General features: G+C 43.7%; 13 protein-coding genes. 6 read left to right on the top strand and 7 right to left on the bottom strand.

The window, feature by feature from the left end; genetic code table 11:
* Positions 1-159: 159 nt before the first annotated feature.
* On the bottom strand, positions 160-1557 hold the full coding sequence (locus tag D6V41_RS17330; protein ID WP_136252817.1) for a sugar porter family MFS transporter: 1398 nt from the start codon (positions 1555-1557) through the stop codon (positions 160-162).
* 90 nt (positions 1558-1647) lie between these two features.
* Between D6V41_RS17330 and D6V41_RS17335 the strand changes: the two genes are divergently transcribed.
* Positions 1648-2058 carry a transmembrane 220 family protein gene (locus D6V41_RS17335; RefSeq protein ID WP_136252818.1) on the top strand — a complete coding sequence of 137 codons (411 nt, stop codon included), beginning with the start codon at positions 1648-1650 and terminating at the stop codon, positions 2056-2058.
* A 68-nt stretch (positions 2059-2126) separates the two neighbouring features.
* Here D6V41_RS17335 and D6V41_RS17340 read toward each other — a convergent pair whose 3' ends face one another.
* Entirely contained in the window at positions 2127-2984 is an 858-nt protein-coding gene (locus D6V41_RS17340; RefSeq protein WP_136252819.1) for a sugar phosphate isomerase/epimerase family protein, read from the bottom strand.
* A 360-nt stretch (positions 2985-3344) separates the two neighbouring features.
* Here D6V41_RS17340 and D6V41_RS17345 point away from each other — a divergent pair, with 360 nt between their 5' ends.
* From D6V41_RS17345 to D6V41_RS17355, 3 genes are all read left to right on the top strand, one after another.
* A complete protein-coding gene (locus D6V41_RS17345; RefSeq protein ID WP_136252820.1) occupies positions 3345-4502 on the top strand; it encodes an SGNH/GDSL hydrolase family protein in 1158 nt (385 codons plus the stop codon).
* Positions 4503-4586: 84 nt separating this feature from the next.
* The gene (locus D6V41_RS17350) at positions 4587-5369 is read left to right on the top strand and encodes a 3-keto-disaccharide hydrolase (RefSeq protein WP_136252821.1); all 783 of its coding nucleotides are present in this window, start codon (positions 4587-4589) and stop codon (positions 5367-5369) included.
* A 9-nt stretch (positions 5370-5378) separates the two neighbouring features.
* Positions 5379-8864 carry a 3-keto-alpha-glucoside-1,2-lyase-like domain-containing protein gene (locus D6V41_RS17355; protein ID WP_136252822.1) on the top strand — a complete coding sequence of 1162 codons (3486 nt, stop codon included), beginning with the start codon at positions 5379-5381 and terminating at the stop codon, positions 8862-8864.
* A gap of 85 nt (positions 8865-8949) precedes the next feature.
* On the opposite strand, the gene D6V41_RS17360 is transcribed toward D6V41_RS17355, so the two are convergent.
* The 5 genes from D6V41_RS17360 to D6V41_RS17380 form a co-directional block, all read right to left on the bottom strand.
* On the bottom strand, positions 8950-11034 hold the full coding sequence (locus D6V41_RS17360) for a glycoside hydrolase family 9 protein (protein WP_136252823.1): 2085 nt from the start codon (positions 11032-11034) through the stop codon (positions 8950-8952).
* 87 nt (positions 11035-11121) lie between these two features.
* Complete coding sequence (locus D6V41_RS17365; protein ID WP_136252824.1) at positions 11122-12855, bottom strand: GMC oxidoreductase; 1734 nt, start codon at positions 12853-12855, stop codon at positions 11122-11124.
* A gap of 14 nt (positions 12856-12869) precedes the next feature.
* Positions 12870-13484 carry a gluconate 2-dehydrogenase subunit 3 family protein gene (locus D6V41_RS17370; RefSeq protein WP_136252825.1) on the bottom strand — a complete coding sequence of 205 codons (615 nt, stop codon included), beginning with the start codon at positions 13482-13484 and terminating at the stop codon, positions 12870-12872.
* Positions 13485-13546: 62 nt separating this feature from the next.
* Positions 13547-14788, bottom strand: a complete 1242-nt coding sequence (locus tag D6V41_RS17375; protein ID WP_136252826.1) for an MFS transporter — start codon at positions 14786-14788, stop codon at positions 13547-13549.
* A gap of 10 nt (positions 14789-14798) precedes the next feature.
* Positions 14799-15854, bottom strand: coding sequence for a sugar phosphate isomerase/epimerase family protein (locus D6V41_RS17380; RefSeq protein ID WP_136252827.1), 1056 nt, complete (start codon positions 15852-15854; stop codon positions 14799-14801).
* 224 nt (positions 15855-16078) lie between these two features.
* Here D6V41_RS17380 and D6V41_RS17385 point away from each other — a divergent pair, with 224 nt between their 5' ends.
* Positions 16079-16858, top strand: coding sequence for an AraC family transcriptional regulator (locus D6V41_RS17385; protein WP_136252828.1), 780 nt, complete (start codon positions 16079-16081; stop codon positions 16856-16858).
* Positions 16859-16967: 109 nt separating this feature from the next.
* Positions 16968-18971, top strand: a complete 2004-nt coding sequence (locus D6V41_RS17390) for an endo-1,4-beta-xylanase (protein ID WP_136252829.1) — start codon at positions 16968-16970, stop codon at positions 18969-18971.
* The last annotated feature ends 157 nt before the right edge of the window (positions 18972-19128 follow it).

Below are 19128 nucleotides of genomic sequence, written 5' to 3' on the forward strand. Positions count from 1 at the left end.
AGCCTGCTTAGCGCGTCTATTTGGTTGATCTTTCCTTCTATTAAAGAATAAACAAATTCGCTACATTACCAAATTTGAAGGCTTCGTTTAGCAAACAAAAACGGTCACTCTAAAAAGTGACCGTTTTACTATTACAACTACAATTTATTGAAAGCGTACTTAGCCTTTCATATCTTCTAACTCAATACCTTTGGTTTCGTGCACAAACTTCATTACGAACACGATCGATATCACTGCACCCACAAAGTAGAAGCTGTATGCACCCGCCAGCCCTATACCCGTTAGCATGATCGGGAACATCATGGTGACCAGGAAATTGCTCGTCCACTGCGCAAAACCCGCTATGGCAAGGCCAGATCCCCGTATCTGGTTGGGATACATTTCACCAAGCATAACCCACATCACAGGGCCCCACGATAGATTGAAGAAAAACACAAAAGCATTGGCTGAAACAAGCGCTACAATACCCGCTTCACCCAAGTCTAAATTTCCACTTGCCGCCGTAGCAGCTGTTGCAAATACATACACCATTACACCAAGGGAGACCGACATGCCAATTGAACCAATCAACAATAGTGGTTTTCGGCCAATTTTCTCAATCAGCGATATGGTAATGATACAGGCAAGGATACTCACGCCACCTGTAATAACGTTAGTGAGTAGTGCATCACTTTCTGAAAAGCCAACCGCTTGCCATAAAACAGCTCCATAATAAAACACCACATTAATACCCACTAACTGCTGAAAGGTGGCAAGGCCTATACCTACCCATACCAGGGGGCGAATTTTATTGGTCGTTTTATCTACAAGATCAGAAAATTTCGGCGCTCGTGCGGTCGCCACGGTTGCTTCAATTTCAGCAAGCTTTGCATTACCTGATTCATCACCGTATAAACGCGTAAGGACTTTTTTTGCTTGTTCAAGCTTACCGCCAAGCACCAAATACCGAGGACTTTCGGGAATAAAAAACAACAGTACAAAAAATAGTGCAGCCGGAAGCATTTCGACCCAGAACATCCAGCGCCACGCTTCATAGTCCATCCAAAATTTAGTGGTTGAAGTGCCAGCAATATCCGCTAAAAAGAAGTTGCTTAAAAAAGCACTAAACAAGCCAAATATAATCGCAACTTGCTGAATGGTGGTCAACATACCTCGATAGCGTGCAGGGGCAATTTCACTAATATAGGCAGGCGCCATCACAGATGCTGCGCCCACGGCTAATCCACCTAAAACGCGATAAAAAACAAACTCGCCCGAACTTGTTGCAATGCCGGAACCCCAAGCACTGATGAGGAAGAACAATGCCGCGCAAATGAGCAAGGTTCGCCTTCCGTAAAGGTCTGCTAAACGCCCAGCGACAAATGCGCCAACAGCGCAACCTAACAGCATACTTGCGACGTTGAAGCCGGTTCCGATGCTGTCAGCGTTAAAGGCTTGCTGTAATCCATCGACCGTGCCATTGATTACGCCGCTATCAAAGCCAAACAGAAATCCGCCAATGGTTGCGACAATTGTCACCAGCACAATAAAACCGGTATTTTCGTTGTGTGTGCTCATACTTCTTCCTTCTTCTTGTTTTATTTGCAAGCCGCTTTCGCTGCGGTTAACCTACTTTAAATTTTTTACAATGACTAATAAGGCTCTTGAATGAAACCAGCCGCTGTATTCTATGTTTTAGGCACCTTGCTGTTTTTTGTTTTTGCTTTCTTACAGTTTAACGATGCAACGCAATACGGAAATCATGACGCATGGATATGGATTGTTTTATACCTCATAGGCGCACTATTTAATCTAGCTGCATTGTTTAACAAACTCTCCATCGTCCCCGTTTATATCTGGTTTGGCTTTACCGCCGGGAGCCTATTGTTTCGTATGCAAGACGACCAAGGTAACTTGCATCTGGACTGGATTAACCCAAGCAAATACTGGGATGATTCAGGTAATCAAATGATTCAGCAAACCAACGAATCTGGCGGTTTAGTGATCCTGCTCATTTGGGCTCTTATACAGATCATCTTACTGAAACGTCAACAGTCCAAACAAACGCCCGCTTCTTAAATACAATTTTTAAATGATTAATACAATAAAAGTAAAAGCCAGTGGATGTTCCACTGGCTTTCGGTCACTTAATGCACGCCTAGTGATTTCAGATATTCAATGCTCTTTGGCACCTGTCGCTCCACTCGAGATGATTCATCTTCAATAAAGAAATATTGAATACCTTGCTTTTTCGCCTCTTCAACCACAGCTGCAATGCCGACATCACCTTCACCTAGCACAACATTTGTTTCAACGTCCTGCTTACCATCCAAATTATTCTCTGTACCTGGAAGACGGTCTTTTAAGTGTAAGGTTTTAAATCGACCTGGATATTTCTGTAAATATTCTACTGGATCAGCACCGCCATTTTTTATCCAGAAGACATCCATCTGAAATTCAGCTTCGGTGACGTTTTTTAGCATGTAATCCAGCAGAGGCTCGCCATTGTGCTCGTGAAATTCATAACCATGAGGATGATATTGTAAGGTCACGCCATTTTGCGCCAGTATTTTTCCTGAGCGATTCATCACATCGACAGCCGCCTTGGCATGGTCGTATCCAAAATCTCCTTCATGAGGTATCCAGTAAAAGGTCGCGTACTTAGCACCAAAAAATGCCGCTTTGTAGGCTACCGCCATAGGATTATCTCGCACTTCTTCATAATTTGTGTCGACGCTGACAACGCGAAGATTGTGTTTATTTAGCTCATTTTTATAGTCATAGATTGACAGACCATATAAATCACCGGCTGCTTCAAGCGCCTCCAACTCCCATGACTGGATCGTTTTAAAGGTGTCAGCAACGCCATTTTCCTTAAACTGGTTTCGCAAGCTATAAACTTGCAAGCCCATTTCATGAGCATAGGCAGTTGCCGCCGCTCCTGCAGTTACAGCAGTGACTAAACAAGCTGCTATTGTGTGTTTGAATCGCTTTGTAAATTTCATCTGGGCTCCTGGCTCTCATTACGCGATGCTTATATTACCTAAACTATCGCTTAAACATTTTTTTAACAAATTCATTGTAGCGATACGCAGCACAAGATAGTTAAGAGTATTTCGGTTTTCGCTAGTAGGTTTTCGGCGCGTCGTTTGTAGCCCATTATTGCACGCCAAATTATATCGATAAATTTCAGACAGTTAGTATCTTGTAATTTATTGCATATTAGCGCTTATTTATCATTAACAAAGCATAAATCACAACAAACGCCGAATATTTAGCATCTTAAACCGAATACATATTAACCATCGGCATCAATTATTAGGTCTAATTGTAACAATTATTTAACGTGTGAAGTTGGAGACACCATGAGTTGTTTTGCAAAAGGTTTTAATGCCACGCTTTTGCTTGTCTCGCAAATATTGCTTAGCCTGCTTTTCGCAAGTGTTGTGATAGCTGTCGCTATGGCTGATGAGACAGCTGACCTAGGTGCGAAATTAAACAACATACATCCCGTTGTTGATAATCAGAATATCAATGTTGTTGGTCGATATTCTGTCACAAAAGATGGCGAGCAAAGCATTCTTCAAATGAGCTACCCGGGGGTAACGCTCAGCTTTTTTGCCACAGGTAAAGCCGCCTCCTTAGTCGCTCACAGTAATTCAGGTAAAGGCAGAATAGACGTGCTGATTGACAGTGAATTCAGCCATACAATCGAGCTTACGACTCAAGTAAAACCGCACCCTATCTTTTTTAAGCCAAATGCTACAAACCAACGCGTGCTGGTGCAGTTAATTAATCGCACCGAAAGCTGGCAAAGCATCAATCACGTTCATAATATAGATATTACCGAGGGTGATTTACTCAGCGCCCCTAAATTGCCTGCACGAAATATACTCGTGATAGGGGATTCTGTAAGCTGCGGCGCGGCTGTGTCGCGAGGAAAACAGTGTAATACTGACACAGTTGGACATGATGCTCGCAATAGTTACGGTTTTAAGCTAGGCCAAAAGCTAGATGCTAATGTACATTTGGTTTGTTTTGGTGGACGTGGGATCGTGCGAAGCTGGAACGAAAACCCGGATGACATTCAGGCACCGGCATTTTTTGAAAAAGCGCTACCTTTTAAAGAAATGAATGCGCCGTGGGACCATGACCAATATGCGCCCGATGTCGTGATAGTCAGTCTGGGAACAAATGATTTTAATCCCGGCATTCCCGAGAAAACCTGGTTTGTCGACACCTATGTGTCTTTTTTAGCGCGTATACACGCGGTTCATCCAAATGCACACATTCTGATTACTGAAGGCGCCATGCTTAACGACGGCAATCCTGAAAGACCAAATAAAACCGTGGTGCAAGAATACATGCGCGCTATTTCTGAGCGCTCTCAGGTAAAGAATCTTAGTTACATACCAGCGAATCACTACCCGGGCGATGAATGCGACCCTCATCCAAACGCTATTGAACATGAAAAGATGGCGCAAGATTTAACAGAATCTATTCGCATGTTGCTGAACTGGTAAATGCGCCCTTTAAATTAAGGGCGCTTAAATTAAGTTAGTTATTAAAAACGGGCAAATATAAACAGGTAAACCAAGGACCCAAGCATGAATAAAACGTTAATCTTTACAAAGTGCTTTCAATGCACCCCTGGCTTCGCGTTAATCGTTTTGATTAGTCTTGTGACAGGTCAATCAGTTGCGCTGGCAAATGTTACCCAAGCGCAGTATGAAGAATCAAAAAAAACCGAAGTGTGGGAGCCTGTTCCGGTAAAAGTTGAGGCAAAACCCGGCGAAGCGCCTTCCGACGCTATCATTTTATTTGATGGGAATGGTTTAGATGCCTGGGAAGATAAAGATGGCAATGATGTCAAATGGGAAAGCACGCCTTATGCAATGACGGTTGTGCCAGGCACAGATTATATTTATTCCAAACAGTCGTTTTGTGATGTACAGATGCATATTGAGTGGCGCGCCACCCGCGAAGAAGAAAAAACGGGACAAAACAAAGCTAACAGCGGTGTATTTTTACAAAGTCGCTATGAGATTCAAGTTTTGGATAGCTATGATAATAAGACCTATCCCAACGGACAGGCAGCATCTGTGTATAAGCAGTACATTCCCCTTGTGAATGCCACTCGCCCCGCTGAAGAATGGCAAAGCTACGACATTATCTATACCGCTCCGCGCTTTGAAGGAGAAAAATTGATCAAACCGGCTTACCTGACCTTGCTTCATAACGGTGTGTTGGTGCATAACAACGTTGAGTTGAAAGGACAGACTGAGTGGATTGGGGAGCCAAAGTATTATCCTCACGGCTGCTTGCCAATTAAATTGCAAGATCATGGAAGTGCTAATAGCTTCAGAAATATTTGGGTGCGGGAAATTTGAGGAAACCTTATGAAAATTGCATTTGCTCCTTCTATCGGGAAAAAGTCCTTGTTTGCGTCTTTTGCTCTTGTATCATTTTTGCCTTTTTTCGGGCACAGCTCGTCTTTTGATTCTTCTCTAGAATCTTCGTTAAATGAAAGTGACCAACTAAACGCTGAACAGTCAAATTCAGAAACACAAACCGTTTTTACAGGCGAGTTTTTTCAAGACGCACCACACTGGGTTATTACTTCCAACGTAAAAACAGATGGTAAGCAATTATTGGCGCAAACGGACGAAATGCGAGCGTCGGGCACCTATATCTTTACGCCAGCGCCAGTATCAACAGACTTTGAAGACACCAGCTCGCATATCATGTCTAAAGACTATTATGGCGATAAGATTGTTAATCTCGAATTTATGTTATTACCTGATAGCCGAGCTGACGTTCTGTTAATGGGTCGCTACCCGGTGCGCCTTGCGCCAAGTCAGGAAACGAATGAAATAAGTCTTCAATCGGCCGGTGCAATAGGCCAATTTTGGGATGAGTGGAATAAAGATAATCCCAATCGCTCCTTTGGTGGCGCAATTCCGCTTAATCGGCTAAATCTTGAACCGAATAAATGGCACAGTTTTGAAGCCTCAGTACGCACGCCACGCTATGATGAAGCGCACAATAAGGTTGAAAACGCGCTAATTATGTCTGTATACATAAACGGTGAATTAGTGCAGAAAAACGTTATCGCAGAGTCGCCATCCCAAAATGCAACGTTTCATTGGGAAGAACAAAGCGGTCCCTTAGTGTTTGATGCGATTGAAGGTCAAACCGCAATTAGAAATGTAAGCGTTGCGCGTGCAGATTTTTCCAATATCACCCTGCCCGATAACTCTGGCGGTGAAACAAATGAAAGCGACTTAATTAATTTTGTTGAAGTAGGTAAAAATGCGTTCAAAAACTATGGTTGCGCGGAATGCCACAGTGTAAAAGCAAATGATGTATCGGTAAAAACGGGTCCAAACCTCTACGGCCTATTTCAGCGAGAAGTCAGAAAGCGAGAAGTACTGAATCAAGAGAAACATCGCTACGAAGTAAGAGCAGATAAAAGCTATTTGCTGCGCAGTATTCGCAACGCAGAGGCGGAACTTGCCATTGTCGAAGGTGGAAATAAGGCAGGTGAACCCTACTTGCCGATTATGCCACGCTACACCGAACAAGTCATCCCGGATAAAGACATCAGTGCAATGTATTCTTACTTACTCAGCCGAAATGATTTATGGCAGCGCGGTCCATTAGTGCAGTTGGAAACTGCTGAAGGGCCTGAAGAATACGATCCCATGCAAGACCCAATGCAGTTTTTAGTACAGGATAGAATTCGCATTCAACGCGGTCCTTTACCCGATGTTAGCGGACGTGCAATCCATGTTGGCCACCCAAATGGCTTGCACTATAGTTTTGACCCTCGCAATTTATCTGTCGCAAAAATATGGCAAGGTGGATTTTTAGAAACATCTGGAGAGCTTAGCGGCAGAGGTGGTAAAGGTTTTGCGATTGGATATCAAGCAATTGAAAATAATCTTGGCGAATTTGGCGGACTTATTCGCCCTTATAATGCGGCCGGCAACTTAGTCGATTTTTCATTTAAGTCACCAAAGTTTGAAGACTACGAGCGAATAAAAGAAAGTGCATATTCAACCCGCTCTTTTGAAGAGCGGTATCAAGAGCAAGATGCGCGATTCAAAGGCTACTTCAGAGATTCCACCGATGCACTATCTCCCGTGACTTTCTTTTACGAAGTCAGTGGAAATAATGTGTCACTTACACCTACTATTTTGCCAAATGGTGACGTTGACTTGCGAATTGAGGGAGAGTTTAAAACACCTCAACGATTTGCATTAAATACGGATATTTTGAAAAACATCAAAGTAAGTCAGGGACAGCTTGAAAACGGCGAATGGGTCTTGAAAGAGGGCAAAAACATCAATGCCAAGCTAAGCGCACAAATTACCACCATTGATACCCCCTGGTTAGCGCCCGATAAAGCATTCACTTACGAATCGCAAGCCTTCGTTAAGCAAAACGGCAAAGCCAATCTCCCGCCCGGATACGCCATAGAAGACTGGATGCCGCCAAAAGACAATGCAGGCAGAGAGCATCTATTTGAAGCGATTGGTTTAGATGCGCTTGAAAATGGCGACATATTGGTCTCAACGCGCACTGCCGGGGTATGGAAAGTCAGCAACAATCAATGGAAATTGGTGGCAGAAGGTATTTTTGACAGTTTAGGTGTATTGTCAGAAAGTGCCGACGGTTCACAGGCCGTTGTAGGCAATAAAGCAGAGTTAACGCGCATACGTGATGTCAACGGTGATGGAATTGCCGACTATTACGATACGCTTTTTGATAGTTTCACCAATGCCGGTGATTATCATGCTTACATTCATGGACCAACCCGCGATAAGGCGGGCAATTATGTTATGACCATTAACCTTGCGAATAATAACAAGGCAATTGCCTACCATGCAGGCGGCAATGTGATGGGCAGTTTTGGCGGTTATCAAGGCTGGGCCGTTCGCGTTTCGCCTGATGGAGCGCATACTTATTTTGCCAACGGTTTACGCAGTCCTGCAGGCTTAGGCACCGATTTAGACGGGCAAGTGTGGTATGCCGATAACCAGGGGGATTTTGTGGGTAGCTCAAAAATCTTTATCTTGGATGACGGCAAATTTTATGGGCATCCTGCTGGCCTGATTGATGAAGCTGGTATGACGCCTGATTCTCCAGAAGTCACATGGGAAGCAGTAATCGACAGAAAGGAAAAAGCGCCCATTGTGGTTGCGCATGGTAAGGTGGCCAATTCACTCGGCAATCCTGTTTGGGACAGCACAGAGGGTGGATTTGGACCTTATTCCAAGCAGATGTTTATTGGCGATCAAACCCAGTCAAATTTAAGCCGCACGGTCGTTGAAAAGGTCAACGGCCAATGGCAGGGCGCAATGATCCCCTTTGCGTCAGGTATGGCGTCTGGCGTAATGCGACCGATATTTTTATCTGATAGCAGTATGCTCTTAGGGCAAACCGGAAGAGGCTGGCAAGCGAAGGGAGGCAATGCTGCAGCATTACAGCGTATTACATACGATGGAACCAGCATCGCCCTCGATATTAAAAACGTCACAATTACGGAAGATGGATTTACACTGGAGCTAACAAAAGCCCTACCCGACACAATTTCCCTTGAGGACATTCAATCTGGTTTATCTGTCAATTCCTGGACCTATCGAGATGCTCCAGCATACGGCTCTGAAGAGCTCGGTGCGACAGACAACGGTATTCAGAATATTGCGCTAAATGAGAAGAGAAATATGCTTACGGTTCAGCTACAAGATGCAAGCATTCCGGATGTGCATCCACAGCAAACCGCAAGAGTGTTTCATATCAAATTGGAACACCCAGAGCTAAATAAACTGTCTGGTAAGGATACCTTAAACGCGTTTTATTCAGCGCATAGTTTTCGATGACAATCCATAGAGTGTTCAAGTAAAGCGCCTTTCTGGGTTTGTTAACTCTGAAGAAAAGGCGCTTTTTATTGTTGAAATTGGTTCTTTAATTCACAAACTTCGATAGCAAACGCAAATAATTGGTTTGATACTTATTGCTGTTCTCTGTGACTTCCCACGAATTAATGGGCCAACTGGTATTAAAGTCCATGTAGGCTTTTTGTGGAAAAGCATTGGCGGGAGGACTTAAAAGCTTTGTTCCGCACATTTTATTATTTTGCTCGCTTCTGCAGTTATTAGGGCAGCAACTATCCCAGCGGTAGCTAGGATTTGGCCCGCCCACTACAAATCCCGGTGCCGGGCCAGCCGCAGATAATAAGGCATGCTCCCATTTGTCCGAGCCATCTTTAAACCACGCATGATAAAACTCATTAACGCTGTTTTCTGCGCCAAACTCATACATGTTTGAAAGGTAGACCTTACCTAATGGGTTCACACCATGCATGTAGTGCAAATAGTTCAAAGCCATTTGCTCAGCAGGCATTTGCGTTTCAATAGGCAGATTGCGCAAGACAATTTCGTAAAACAAACTGCCTTGATTGGCTTTGAATGCCGATGAGCCCCATGTGTAACTTCGAAGAGGTGCCATGTACGGGTCGGTAAATTGTTCAACGGCAGGTAAATTGTGTGAGTCGTGTTTCATCCCTGCGGTAAATGCATCAAGTATGGTCTGTTTTACTTCACTCGGCGTCTTTTCAAGCTGAGCAAAATATAATAAATCTCGCACTTCGTCTGCTCCAAAGGTGTTCACCCCCTTGTGTTTAATTAGCTCCGTTTTATCTAATAAGTCTATAGCTATGCGTGCATATTTGGCATCGTCGGTAAGTGCAAAGAGATAAATGGCTGCGGCTAATTTTTTGCGTGCGCGGCGTTCCTCGTTGACTTCTTGTTGTCCTGCGCCAACCCCTTTACTGCCGGTGGCTTCATCATTGTTCTTGAATATCACATTGGGATGCGCAAGTGCCCATTTCCAAGCATTGATTGCGCTTTGTTCCAACTTGGTCGCCCTAACCGACCAATATTTGCCCGTTTCAGTATTTGCGGCATGTTTTCCATTATCTTTACTTGTTATTTCAGAGGCAAATTGCCGGTATACTAAACTTGCAAAAGCAAAGGCATTTGCCGTTGTTAAACTTGCTGATGTACTGGCAGGTCCGTATACGCTTGGGCCGTTTGCCTTTGATGGCGGACTGGCTTCATCCAAACTAACAATGGACAAAACAGATCCATCGTCATTTTGCATGCGCTCCAGCCATTTCACGCCGTAGTCAACTTCATCCAATATGTCGGGCACACCGTTGCCAGATTCAGGCAAATTGAAATCATCCGTCCAGGCTTTAGGATTTTCTATATAAGCGCTCAACAAGCCAATGATGTAATCCGCTGTCCAGTTTGTGTATTTGTTGTAATCACCCGCATCGTACCAACCGCCCGACAGGTCTTTTTCTGTGCTTTCGTCTTCTGCCGCACTGTACAAACGAGCCTCTTTATCCTGTAAGTGACTTGCTTCATCCTGCCATCTTTTGTCTGCAAATGGAGGCTTTTTAGCAAAACCTGCCCGTTGATAGTAAAAAACGCGAAAGGCCGATTTTAAAATTGTTTTGTAAACTGCTTCATCGACTTCAAACACATAAGACCGATGCCCGTGTTCCTCATCTGTCAAGTAGTAAATGCCCGGCTCGCTAAGCGCCGAAAAGTCGATATGCCATGTCAAATCACCTGACGAGTTATCCGCCTTTCCATCATTCCATTTTTGAACTGGCAAACGCATCAGGGTGTTATGCGAATTAGCATCTTTTAAAAGTACTTGAGAAGAAAACTGATAGTCGACTTTTGCGTCAAATCCTTCCACCGGCTCTCGTAAAACCGCAATTTTTCGCGCCGTAGGTAAATACCCAAACTGATCGACAACGATGGCCGGTCCGGTTTGCGCAAAATTCGGAATACTCGAGTGCTGCGAATAAACAGGCTCACCGATATTGATGATATCGGGAGAATTGAGCTGTGTGTTTGCTTGCTGATTTGCTTGCTGGTTTGCTTGAGACTTGGCTTTTGCATTGGCTAAATCAGCATTAAAGCTCAGCAAACAAAGCATTACAATAATGACTCTGGGGTGTCGGCGATGTTTCATCTTGCTTTTCTCATTAAAAAAGCGGGGATTTTTCAACCACCCGCTTTTGTTTAATTTATTGTATAAGGTCACTCATCCTTGTGATGATTAAATTCTGCGATTTTTCATTTCTTTTGCGCAATAATCCACTGCCCTAACTGTCAATGCCATAAAGGTTAGTGAAGGATTCACCGTTGCTGATGAACAATAGCTTGCTCCATCAGTCACAAACAAATTCGGTATATCGTGAGACTGATTGTAGCCATTTAAAACCGACTCTTTCGGATCTTTGCCCATGCGAGCGGTGCCAAGCTCGTGGATGGCGGAGCCCAAGGGCTTCTCGTTATAACTCACCCCAGATGAAACATTCTCACACCCAATGGCTTTCAGCATTTTTTCACACTCCATCGCACAATCGTCCATCATTGCCTTTTCATTATCTGACCATGAGGTATTAAAGTGCAGTTGCGGAATGCCCCATTTATCAGTTTTACTCGGATGTAGTGAGACCTGATTATCAAAGCGCGGAAGCGTTTCTCCTTGCGCATAAAATCCAAAATACCAACTGCTAGGCTTGGTTAAAGAGGTTTTATAATCTGCCCCAATACCATCTGCATGCGCGCCACCCTGGAAGTTTCCGCGAGATGCATCCCCGCCTAATGCATAACCACGTACGTAGTGTTTTTTGTATTTTTCAGGGGTGTACTGAAAGTTGGGCACATAAATACCGGTAGGACGTCTACCTGAGTAGTACTCATCTTCCCAACCCGGTAAACGACCGCTTGCTCTTGCGTTATAACAATGATCCATTAAATAGTGGCCGGTTACGCCCGAGCTGTTCGCGATTCCATTGGGTTTGGATTTTGTCTTACTATTTAAAAGCACCTGCGTCGAACCAAGCGTTGATGCACACAAAAACACAACTTTTCCAAAATACTCGCGCGTGCTTAGGTTTTCAGCGTCAATCACTTTCACGCCGCGAACGCGATTTTTCGCTTCATCGTATATCAGGCTATGCACAACACTGTTTGGTGCAATATGCAAATTACCCGTTTTGACTGCAGCCGGTAAGGTAGAACTTTGCGTAGAAAAATATGCGCCCAGAGAACATCCTTTTTGGCATTCATCTCTTGCCTGACACATCATCCTGCCTTGCTCAATGTGAAGTTTAGAAGGCTTAGATAAATGCGCAGCGCGCCCAATAATCATTGGTCTGTCTGGAAAAGCCTCTGCCATTCGGCGTTTTGCGGCAATTTCAGGTGAAGTCATTTCAAATGCAGGTAAATACTCACTATCGGGTAACTGTGGTAAATTGTCTTTGTTGCCTGAGATCCCTACCCATTTTTCAACATAGGCATACCACTTTTCCAGGTCTTTATAACGAATTGGCCAGTCGTTTCCATGACCATCTTTTGCATTCGCCTCAAAATCATAAGGACTCATTCGATATGACTGACGATGCCAGGTAAGCGATTTACCCCCTAACTGATTACCACGGATCCAATGAAAATCGGTACCTTCTTCGGTGCTATAGGGCAAGTCTCTATCGTTGCCAAAAAAGTGCTTGGTTGTGTCATTCCACGCATAGCTGGTAGATTGCACCTTATATTGCTGTTCAGTGAGCAGGTTATTCACTTTGGTGCGATTCGGGAAAGTCCAAACCGGCTTACCTTCCGTTGGATAGTCTTTGCGATGCTCAACGACTCGTCCACGCTCTATCATCAACACTTTATATCCACGCTCAGTGAATTCTTTTGCTGCCCAGCCTCCGGTTACCCCGGAACCCACAACCAAAACATCAAACTCTTCGCGCGTTTCGTTGATATATAACTTCTCATTCATAATTTGACTGCTCATTAATAGTAATTGAGTGAACCCCAAGCTTTAGTATCAGCATTTACTGGGATTGAGCCTTTAAAACCACCGGGATACGGTTGGAAGCTCAAGGCTTTTGTCACGCCCTCTTCTGAGGTGAAATAGCCAAACACAATCAGTGATTTTAAGAATTTAAACTGGCCTTTTTCATCGCCTGTTGCACTTTGCAGTGCTTCAATGTCGCGCAATATTTTTGTCTGTTGCTCAGATCTGAGTTCCGTGAAGGCTTTTGAATGCGCACTTTGTGCATTTCGCTCCACAAGTTCAACTGCACTCACACACATCTGCTGCTGTGCTTCGCTATGACACTGCACTAATTGATGGTCTACAAAACCATGACAATCTACCTCAGCGCCACTTTTAGTATCTGTTGCAGGTAAAATGGTGTCACATATATCGCGAAGGGTTTGCATTTGCGCTTGTGTAAATAACAAGCCAGGACGCGATGCACTATCACTTTTTGGCGTGTATGCAAAGGCGACCGATAAACCAGAGCCTGCCAATACAGTAGCTGCAGCTGTATACCCAACCGCTTGAGAAAACTTTTGTAAAAACTCGCGTCGATTTAAATCCGTTTCTTTCACATCGTTTTTCATATTCAATCCTGTAAACAACTAAAAACTGCCTTATTCGGTCAATCGAATAAGGCAGCAAGGGTTTATGCAGCGCTTGCTTCTGATGATGCTGTTTTGCGATTTCTCATATAAAAGAAGAAACCTGCGAACGCAACAATCAGTATAAGCGGGAATATCACTAAACTTTCGAGTACTACTGGACCAGCAATTCCAGCGATTTGTTCGGCAGTTGCACCGGCGGCTGTTGCTTCCGCTTCTGCAACATCCACCCAACCGCCAACAATGGGCTGCCAAACAGCAACTGACGCCATCCCTGCACCGCCAACAATTGACATACCAAGCGCGCCCGTTTTAGGCAAGTACTCAGCAACACAACCAATCATTGTTGGCCAGAAATAGGTTACTCCCAGTGCGAAAATAATGGTCGCGACTAAGGCCATCGGACCGCTAAACTGAGATAACATATATAGACCAATGGTCGACACAACTGCAGAATATAACAGCACACCTGTTGGATTAAACTTGTGAACTAAAGGACCCGCGAAGTAACGACCAATCGCCATGATGCCGAATATGGTGGCAAGTGTAACCATCGGATGAATGCCGCTTCCCGCAAGGATTTTATCTGCCCATTGGGTCGTTCCAAGCTCGGTTTGGGCGGTTAAAGTCATGCACACTAGTAAAAAGATAAAGACCGGTGTGAACATGGATTTAAAATTCACTGAGGTAGAAATAATGTCTTCTGCATGTTTTGGAAAAACCGCACCAAGCATCATCAGACCATATACCAGAGTGGGAATAAGCATGACCGCAATTTGCCATTGCCAACCAATACCAGCATTCGACATTGCATAAGAGATTAGTGCTCCAATCACAATGCCGCCGGGGAACCACACATGGAACTTGTTCAGCATCGTGGTCTTATTGTTTTTGTATATCTCCGAAATTACCGGATTACATCCAGCTTCTACTGAGCCGTTGGCAAAGCCAACTAGTAGAGATGAAATCATCAATCCCCAAAAGCTATCTGCCATTATCGTCAGACCAAGACCTGCCAGGTGACAGACAAAGGCTAGCCAAATTAGCATTCGAGCGCCTATTGCATTGTAGAGGAATCCACCAAAAATAGTCGCGATGGGGAAGCCCCAAAATGCCATTGCATTAATGTATCCCAATTGCTCATTCGTCAAACCAAAATCAACACCGAGTTGGCCTAAAATACCTGCGCGGATACCAAAGGTCATCGCAGTTACAGTCAAAGCAATACAACTCAATATAAACAGGCGGGATTTTTGCGCCTCGGTTAAATGATCACTTATTGTCATTATTATTTCCTTACTTTAGACCTAAAATAGAGCGATTTAGCTCGTCGTCGGCGCCAGCGCCTGCAAAATCATCAAATGCTTTGTCGGTAGGACGAATCAAATGATCGTTTATGAAAATCGCGCCTTCACGTGCACCATCTTCAGGATGCTTCATACAGCATTCCCACTCCATTACCGCCCATCCATCAAAATCGTATGCGGTGAGCTTTGAAAAAATGTCTTTAAAGTCGATTTGTCCATCGCCGAGCGAGCGGAAGCGGCCAGGTCGGTTGATCCAGGGCTGATACCCGCCATAAACGCCCATTTTTCCAGACGGCCTAAATTCAGCGTCTTTTACGTGGAAGGCTTTAATACGCTCATGATAAATATCAATAAAAGCCAAATAATCGAGCTGTTGAAGAATAAAGTGACTTGGATCGTAAAGAATGTTCGCGCGCGGGTGGTTATTCACCTGCTCAAGAAACATTTCAAAGGTAATACCGTCGTGTAAATCTTCACCAGGGTGGAGCTCATAACAAACGTCACAGCCGTTTTCGTCAAAGCTGTTAAGAATTGGCGTCCAGCGTTTTGCCAGTTCTTTAAAGCCTGCTTCAACTAAACCTGCAGGACGTTGTGGCCACGGATAAAACGTTTGCCATAAAAGAGCGCCTGAGAAGCTTGCGTGCGATTTCAATCCAAAACGACCACTGGCTTTTGCCGCCAGGTGCATTTGATTAATTGCCCACTCGGTGCGCGCTTGTGGATTATTTCGTACCGACTCATCAGCGAATCCGTCAAACATGGTATCGTAGGCAGGATGTGAAGCGACCAATTGCCCTTGCAAGTGGGTTGACAGCTCTGTAAGGGTTAATCCGTACTCTGCAAGTGTACCTGTGACTTCCTGACAGTAATCATCACTTTCGGCCGCGAGCTCCAAATTAAATAAGCGCTTATCCCATGAAGGCATTTGAATGCCTTTAAAACCAATGCTGGAAGCCCACTTACAAATGCTGTTCAAGTCATTAAACGGCGCTTCGTCTCCAGCGAATTGTGCTAGAAAGATGCCTGGCCCTTTGATTTGTTTCATATTGTGTCCTTCGAATCGCTAATTAATGAGTTAATTAAATTAGTATGATTATCCGTAGCGCGCCGTCAAACTCGTTTAAAAAATCTACACGCGCACATGTAAAATAATTGTTATAAACTTTAACTGTGTTTTTTAACAACGGCTAATAGAAATTCGGTTGTGCATGCGACATATTCGGCGTTATGATAGAGTACATAAAATCGCAAGAGTTCTACTGCATAACAATGAATACAACGCAAGTCGAGATAGATACGAAATTTCTTAACGAAATTGGAATACAACAAATCGTACATATGTTCGATTTGCTGCCCGATACGCTTTTTTGGATTAAGAATGAGAAAAGTCAAATTATCTATGCAAATCAAGCCTTACTTGATACCTATGGATTCAAATCTTTAAACAAAATTATTGGAAAAGCGGACGACAGTTTTTCGCCCCCCCATATTGCCAAGCAGTTCATGATGGACGATAAAAAAGTAATGGAAGGGGAATTAGTGACCAATCGTATCGAATTAAATCTCCGTCCAAATGGAGAATTTGCTTGGTTCTCAACCACAAAAAGACCGCTGCTTAACAGCAAGGGTGAAATTGTTGGTTCCTATGGATTTACACATCACCTGGAACGCTCCTCTCACGAGTTATCCACTATTAGCGCAATAAAGGCGCCTGTTGAATACATTCGTAAGAACTTTCATCAGGACATTAACATTGAAGAATTGGCTAAACTTGCATTTTTATCAGTTAGCGCATTAGAGCGCCGATTTAAAAAGTATTTGTCCAAAACACCAAAACAATTTTTGAACGAAATCAGATTGGAAAATGCCAGAAGACTACTGATAGAAACCCAGCAACCTATAATGGAAATTGCGTATCAATGCGGCTTTTCAGAACATAGTTATTTTAGCAAACAATTCAAAGCCTTATTTGGTATTTTACCGTCTCAGTTACGCAAGCAAATTCTCGATTCAAACTCATCTTCAGAGCAATCAAGAAACAACGTATAAATTTTAGCCACGCCGAAAATCTATTATTTTTAACCGATTTCCACATAACCTTTATGTGTTTATCTCGTTATTCTAATGTGAAAGTAATGTTAACAATTTTGGCGTGTAGATGTTTAAATTTGGAATTGGCAATAGCAAAGTTCAGGCTTCCTTATCCAATAAAGGCACGAAAACGGGTGGGTTTGCCTTTGCTTTTGTACCAGTTAAATATGCCGTCGCGCTCACATTATTAATTGCCCTAAGTGCGTGTGGAGGCGGTAGTTCCTCTAGCACTCCAACGCCTGCTCCAGCTCCACCGACTGCTTCTCCTCCCCCAGCGCCACCTGTGTCAGACAATCCGAATATTCCCGCTGGTGGTGAGAGCATTATCACTGCGAGTCCTGAATCAGATTTTAACTTGGATGCTGGCAACAATAACGGGCCCGTAGGAAATGCGTTTTCAGTAAACGTGGAGCACCCAGATTTTGACAAGGCAATTCAAATAGACATTGAAAAACCAAATGGGCAGTTCTGGAACGGACAAATAAATTTTCCAATTACCCAAGCGCTTAGCGAAGGTGATGTCGTTTTGTTGTACTTGCAATTTAAAATGCTTGAATCAACAGACGAGACAGGAACGGGTTTTGTGACTGCCTTTGTCGAATCACCCGCCCCTGACTATACGAAATATCTTTTTTATCAGTTAGTCAGCAGCGGCGAATGGCAAGAATACTATTTGCCTATGACCATTGGCGATGATTTTGCAGCCAATGAGATATCGCTTAAATTTGGATTTGGAAACGGCAGTAAATCGCAAAGCGTGCAATTAGGGAATATCACTTTACTTAATTATAAGCAGTCTCTTTCCATTGACGACCTGCCCAAAACCGAACCCACATATATAGGTAGAGACCCTGATGCAGCCTGGAGACAAGAGGCCGCCGCAAGAATCGAAGAGCACCGCAAACGTGACTTTTCTATCCAAGTGCTCTCTAATAAAGGAACACCCTTAGCCAACGCTGATGTAGAAATAAACTTCAAGCGTCATCATTATCACTTTGGATCAGTCGCTGCGGCAAGGCACCTTATTGGAACATCGGATAACGATAGAATGTACCGTGAAAAACTTCTCGAAAATTTTAATCAATCCGGGATTGAGAATAATTTGAAATGGAGTGCGTGGATAGGTGATTGGGGTGAAACTTTTAGTCAACAAAATGCGATTGACGCCCTGCAGTGGCTTGAAGACAATGATATGTATGCCAGAGGCCACGTATTAATTTGGCCTTCCAAACGCAATATGCCAGAATTTGTACAACAGTACATGCCAGAAGGCGATCCAGCCTCAGCTGACCCTCAAGTATTAGAGGAAGTGAGTGCCCACATTCGCGATATTAGCGGTAAAACAAAAGGACTTGTAGACGAGTGGGATGTATTGAACGAACCTTTTGATAATCACTACCTGATGGATGCCTTCGGTGATGATGTGATGGTTGACTGGTTTGAACTCGCTGAATCAGAAAATTCGAATATTCCTTTATACATCAATGACTATTCAATCATATCAGGCGGCGGAACAAATGCTGCTCACCAAGATCACTTCTTTAACACCATTGATTTTCTGCTAGCGAACAATGCACCGCTACATGGAATAGGCGTTCAAAGTCACTTTAGCACAACACCAACGCCTATCACTCGTATTTACAGCATTTTAGACCGTTTCCATAGTGCATTTCCTGATTTAGCCATACGTTCGACCGAGTTTGATGTGGATACGCTTGATGAGCAAATGCAGGCAGATTTTACACGTGATTTCCTTACCATATTCTTTAGCCATCCAGCCACAGTAGGCGTGCAAAAATGGGGGTTTTGGGCAGGCGCACATTGGCGTCCTAATGCCGCCATGTATACAGAAGACTGGCAAGCAAAGCCCAACCAGCAAGCTTGGCACCAAACGGTTTACGAAACATTTTGGAATGATTTTTCAGGCACGACCGATGAGCAGGGAAAGTTTACTGAGCGTGGTTTTTATGGTGATTATGAAATTCTCGTCAACATTGAAGGGCAAACGCAACGCTTTCCTATGCGATTAATCCCCCAGGGCGAAAACGAGTTCATAATCCGAATCGACTAAAAGCAAACGCTTAGAGTCGATGTTCTTTAACAATTTGAGATACAACTATACATCCTTTTTGTAAACGATAGGTGTAAATATTGCTTGTAATCAAGGGCGTAAGCGATCCTCTATGTTTAATACAAACCTTGAGTAAGGCTGCTTATTTAGCTTTGTA

Source organism: Ningiella ruwaisensis (assembly GCF_004798935.1).
Taxonomy (GTDB): domain Bacteria; phylum Pseudomonadota; class Gammaproteobacteria; order Enterobacterales; family Alteromonadaceae; genus Glaciecola; species Glaciecola ruwaisensis.

What these genes read in the sequence shown, in the direction of transcription:
- D6V41_RS17330 (WP_136252817.1), bottom strand. Translation starts at nt 1,557, where the DNA reads ATGAGCACACACAACGAAAATACCGGTTTTATTGTGCTGGTGACAATT.
- D6V41_RS17365 (WP_136252824.1), bottom strand. Translation starts at nt 12,855, where the DNA reads ATGAATGAGAAGTTATATATCAACGAAACGCGCGAAGAGTTTGATGTT.
- D6V41_RS17340 (WP_136252819.1), bottom strand. Translation starts at nt 2,984, where the DNA reads ATGAAATTTACAAAGCGATTCAAACACACAATAGCAGCTTGTTTAGTC.
- D6V41_RS17345 (WP_136252820.1), top strand. Translation starts at nt 3,345, where the DNA reads ATGAGTTGTTTTGCAAAAGGTTTTAATGCCACGCTTTTGCTTGTCTCG.
- D6V41_RS17350 (WP_136252821.1), top strand. Translation starts at nt 4,587, where the DNA reads ATGAATAAAACGTTAATCTTTACAAAGTGCTTTCAATGCACCCCTGGC.
- D6V41_RS17390 (WP_136252829.1), top strand. Translation starts at nt 16,968, where the DNA reads ATGTTTAAATTTGGAATTGGCAATAGCAAAGTTCAGGCTTCCTTATCC.
- D6V41_RS17370 (WP_136252825.1), bottom strand. Translation starts at nt 13,484, where the DNA reads ATGAAAAACGATGTGAAAGAAACGGATTTAAATCGACGCGAGTTTTTA.
- D6V41_RS17360 (WP_136252823.1), bottom strand. Translation starts at nt 11,034, where the DNA reads ATGAAACATCGCCGACACCCCAGAGTCATTATTGTAATGCTTTGTTTG.
- D6V41_RS17375 (WP_136252826.1), bottom strand. Translation starts at nt 14,788, where the DNA reads ATGACAATAAGTGATCATTTAACCGAGGCGCAAAAATCCCGCCTGTTT.
- D6V41_RS17355 (WP_136252822.1), top strand. Translation starts at nt 5,379, where the DNA reads ATGAAAATTGCATTTGCTCCTTCTATCGGGAAAAAGTCCTTGTTTGCG.
- D6V41_RS17335 (WP_136252818.1), top strand. Translation starts at nt 1,648, where the DNA reads ATGAAACCAGCCGCTGTATTCTATGTTTTAGGCACCTTGCTGTTTTTT.
- D6V41_RS17380 (WP_136252827.1), bottom strand. Translation starts at nt 15,854, where the DNA reads ATGAAACAAATCAAAGGGCCAGGCATCTTTCTAGCACAATTCGCTGGA.
- D6V41_RS17385 (WP_136252828.1), top strand. Translation starts at nt 16,079, where the DNA reads ATGAATACAACGCAAGTCGAGATAGATACGAAATTTCTTAACGAAATT.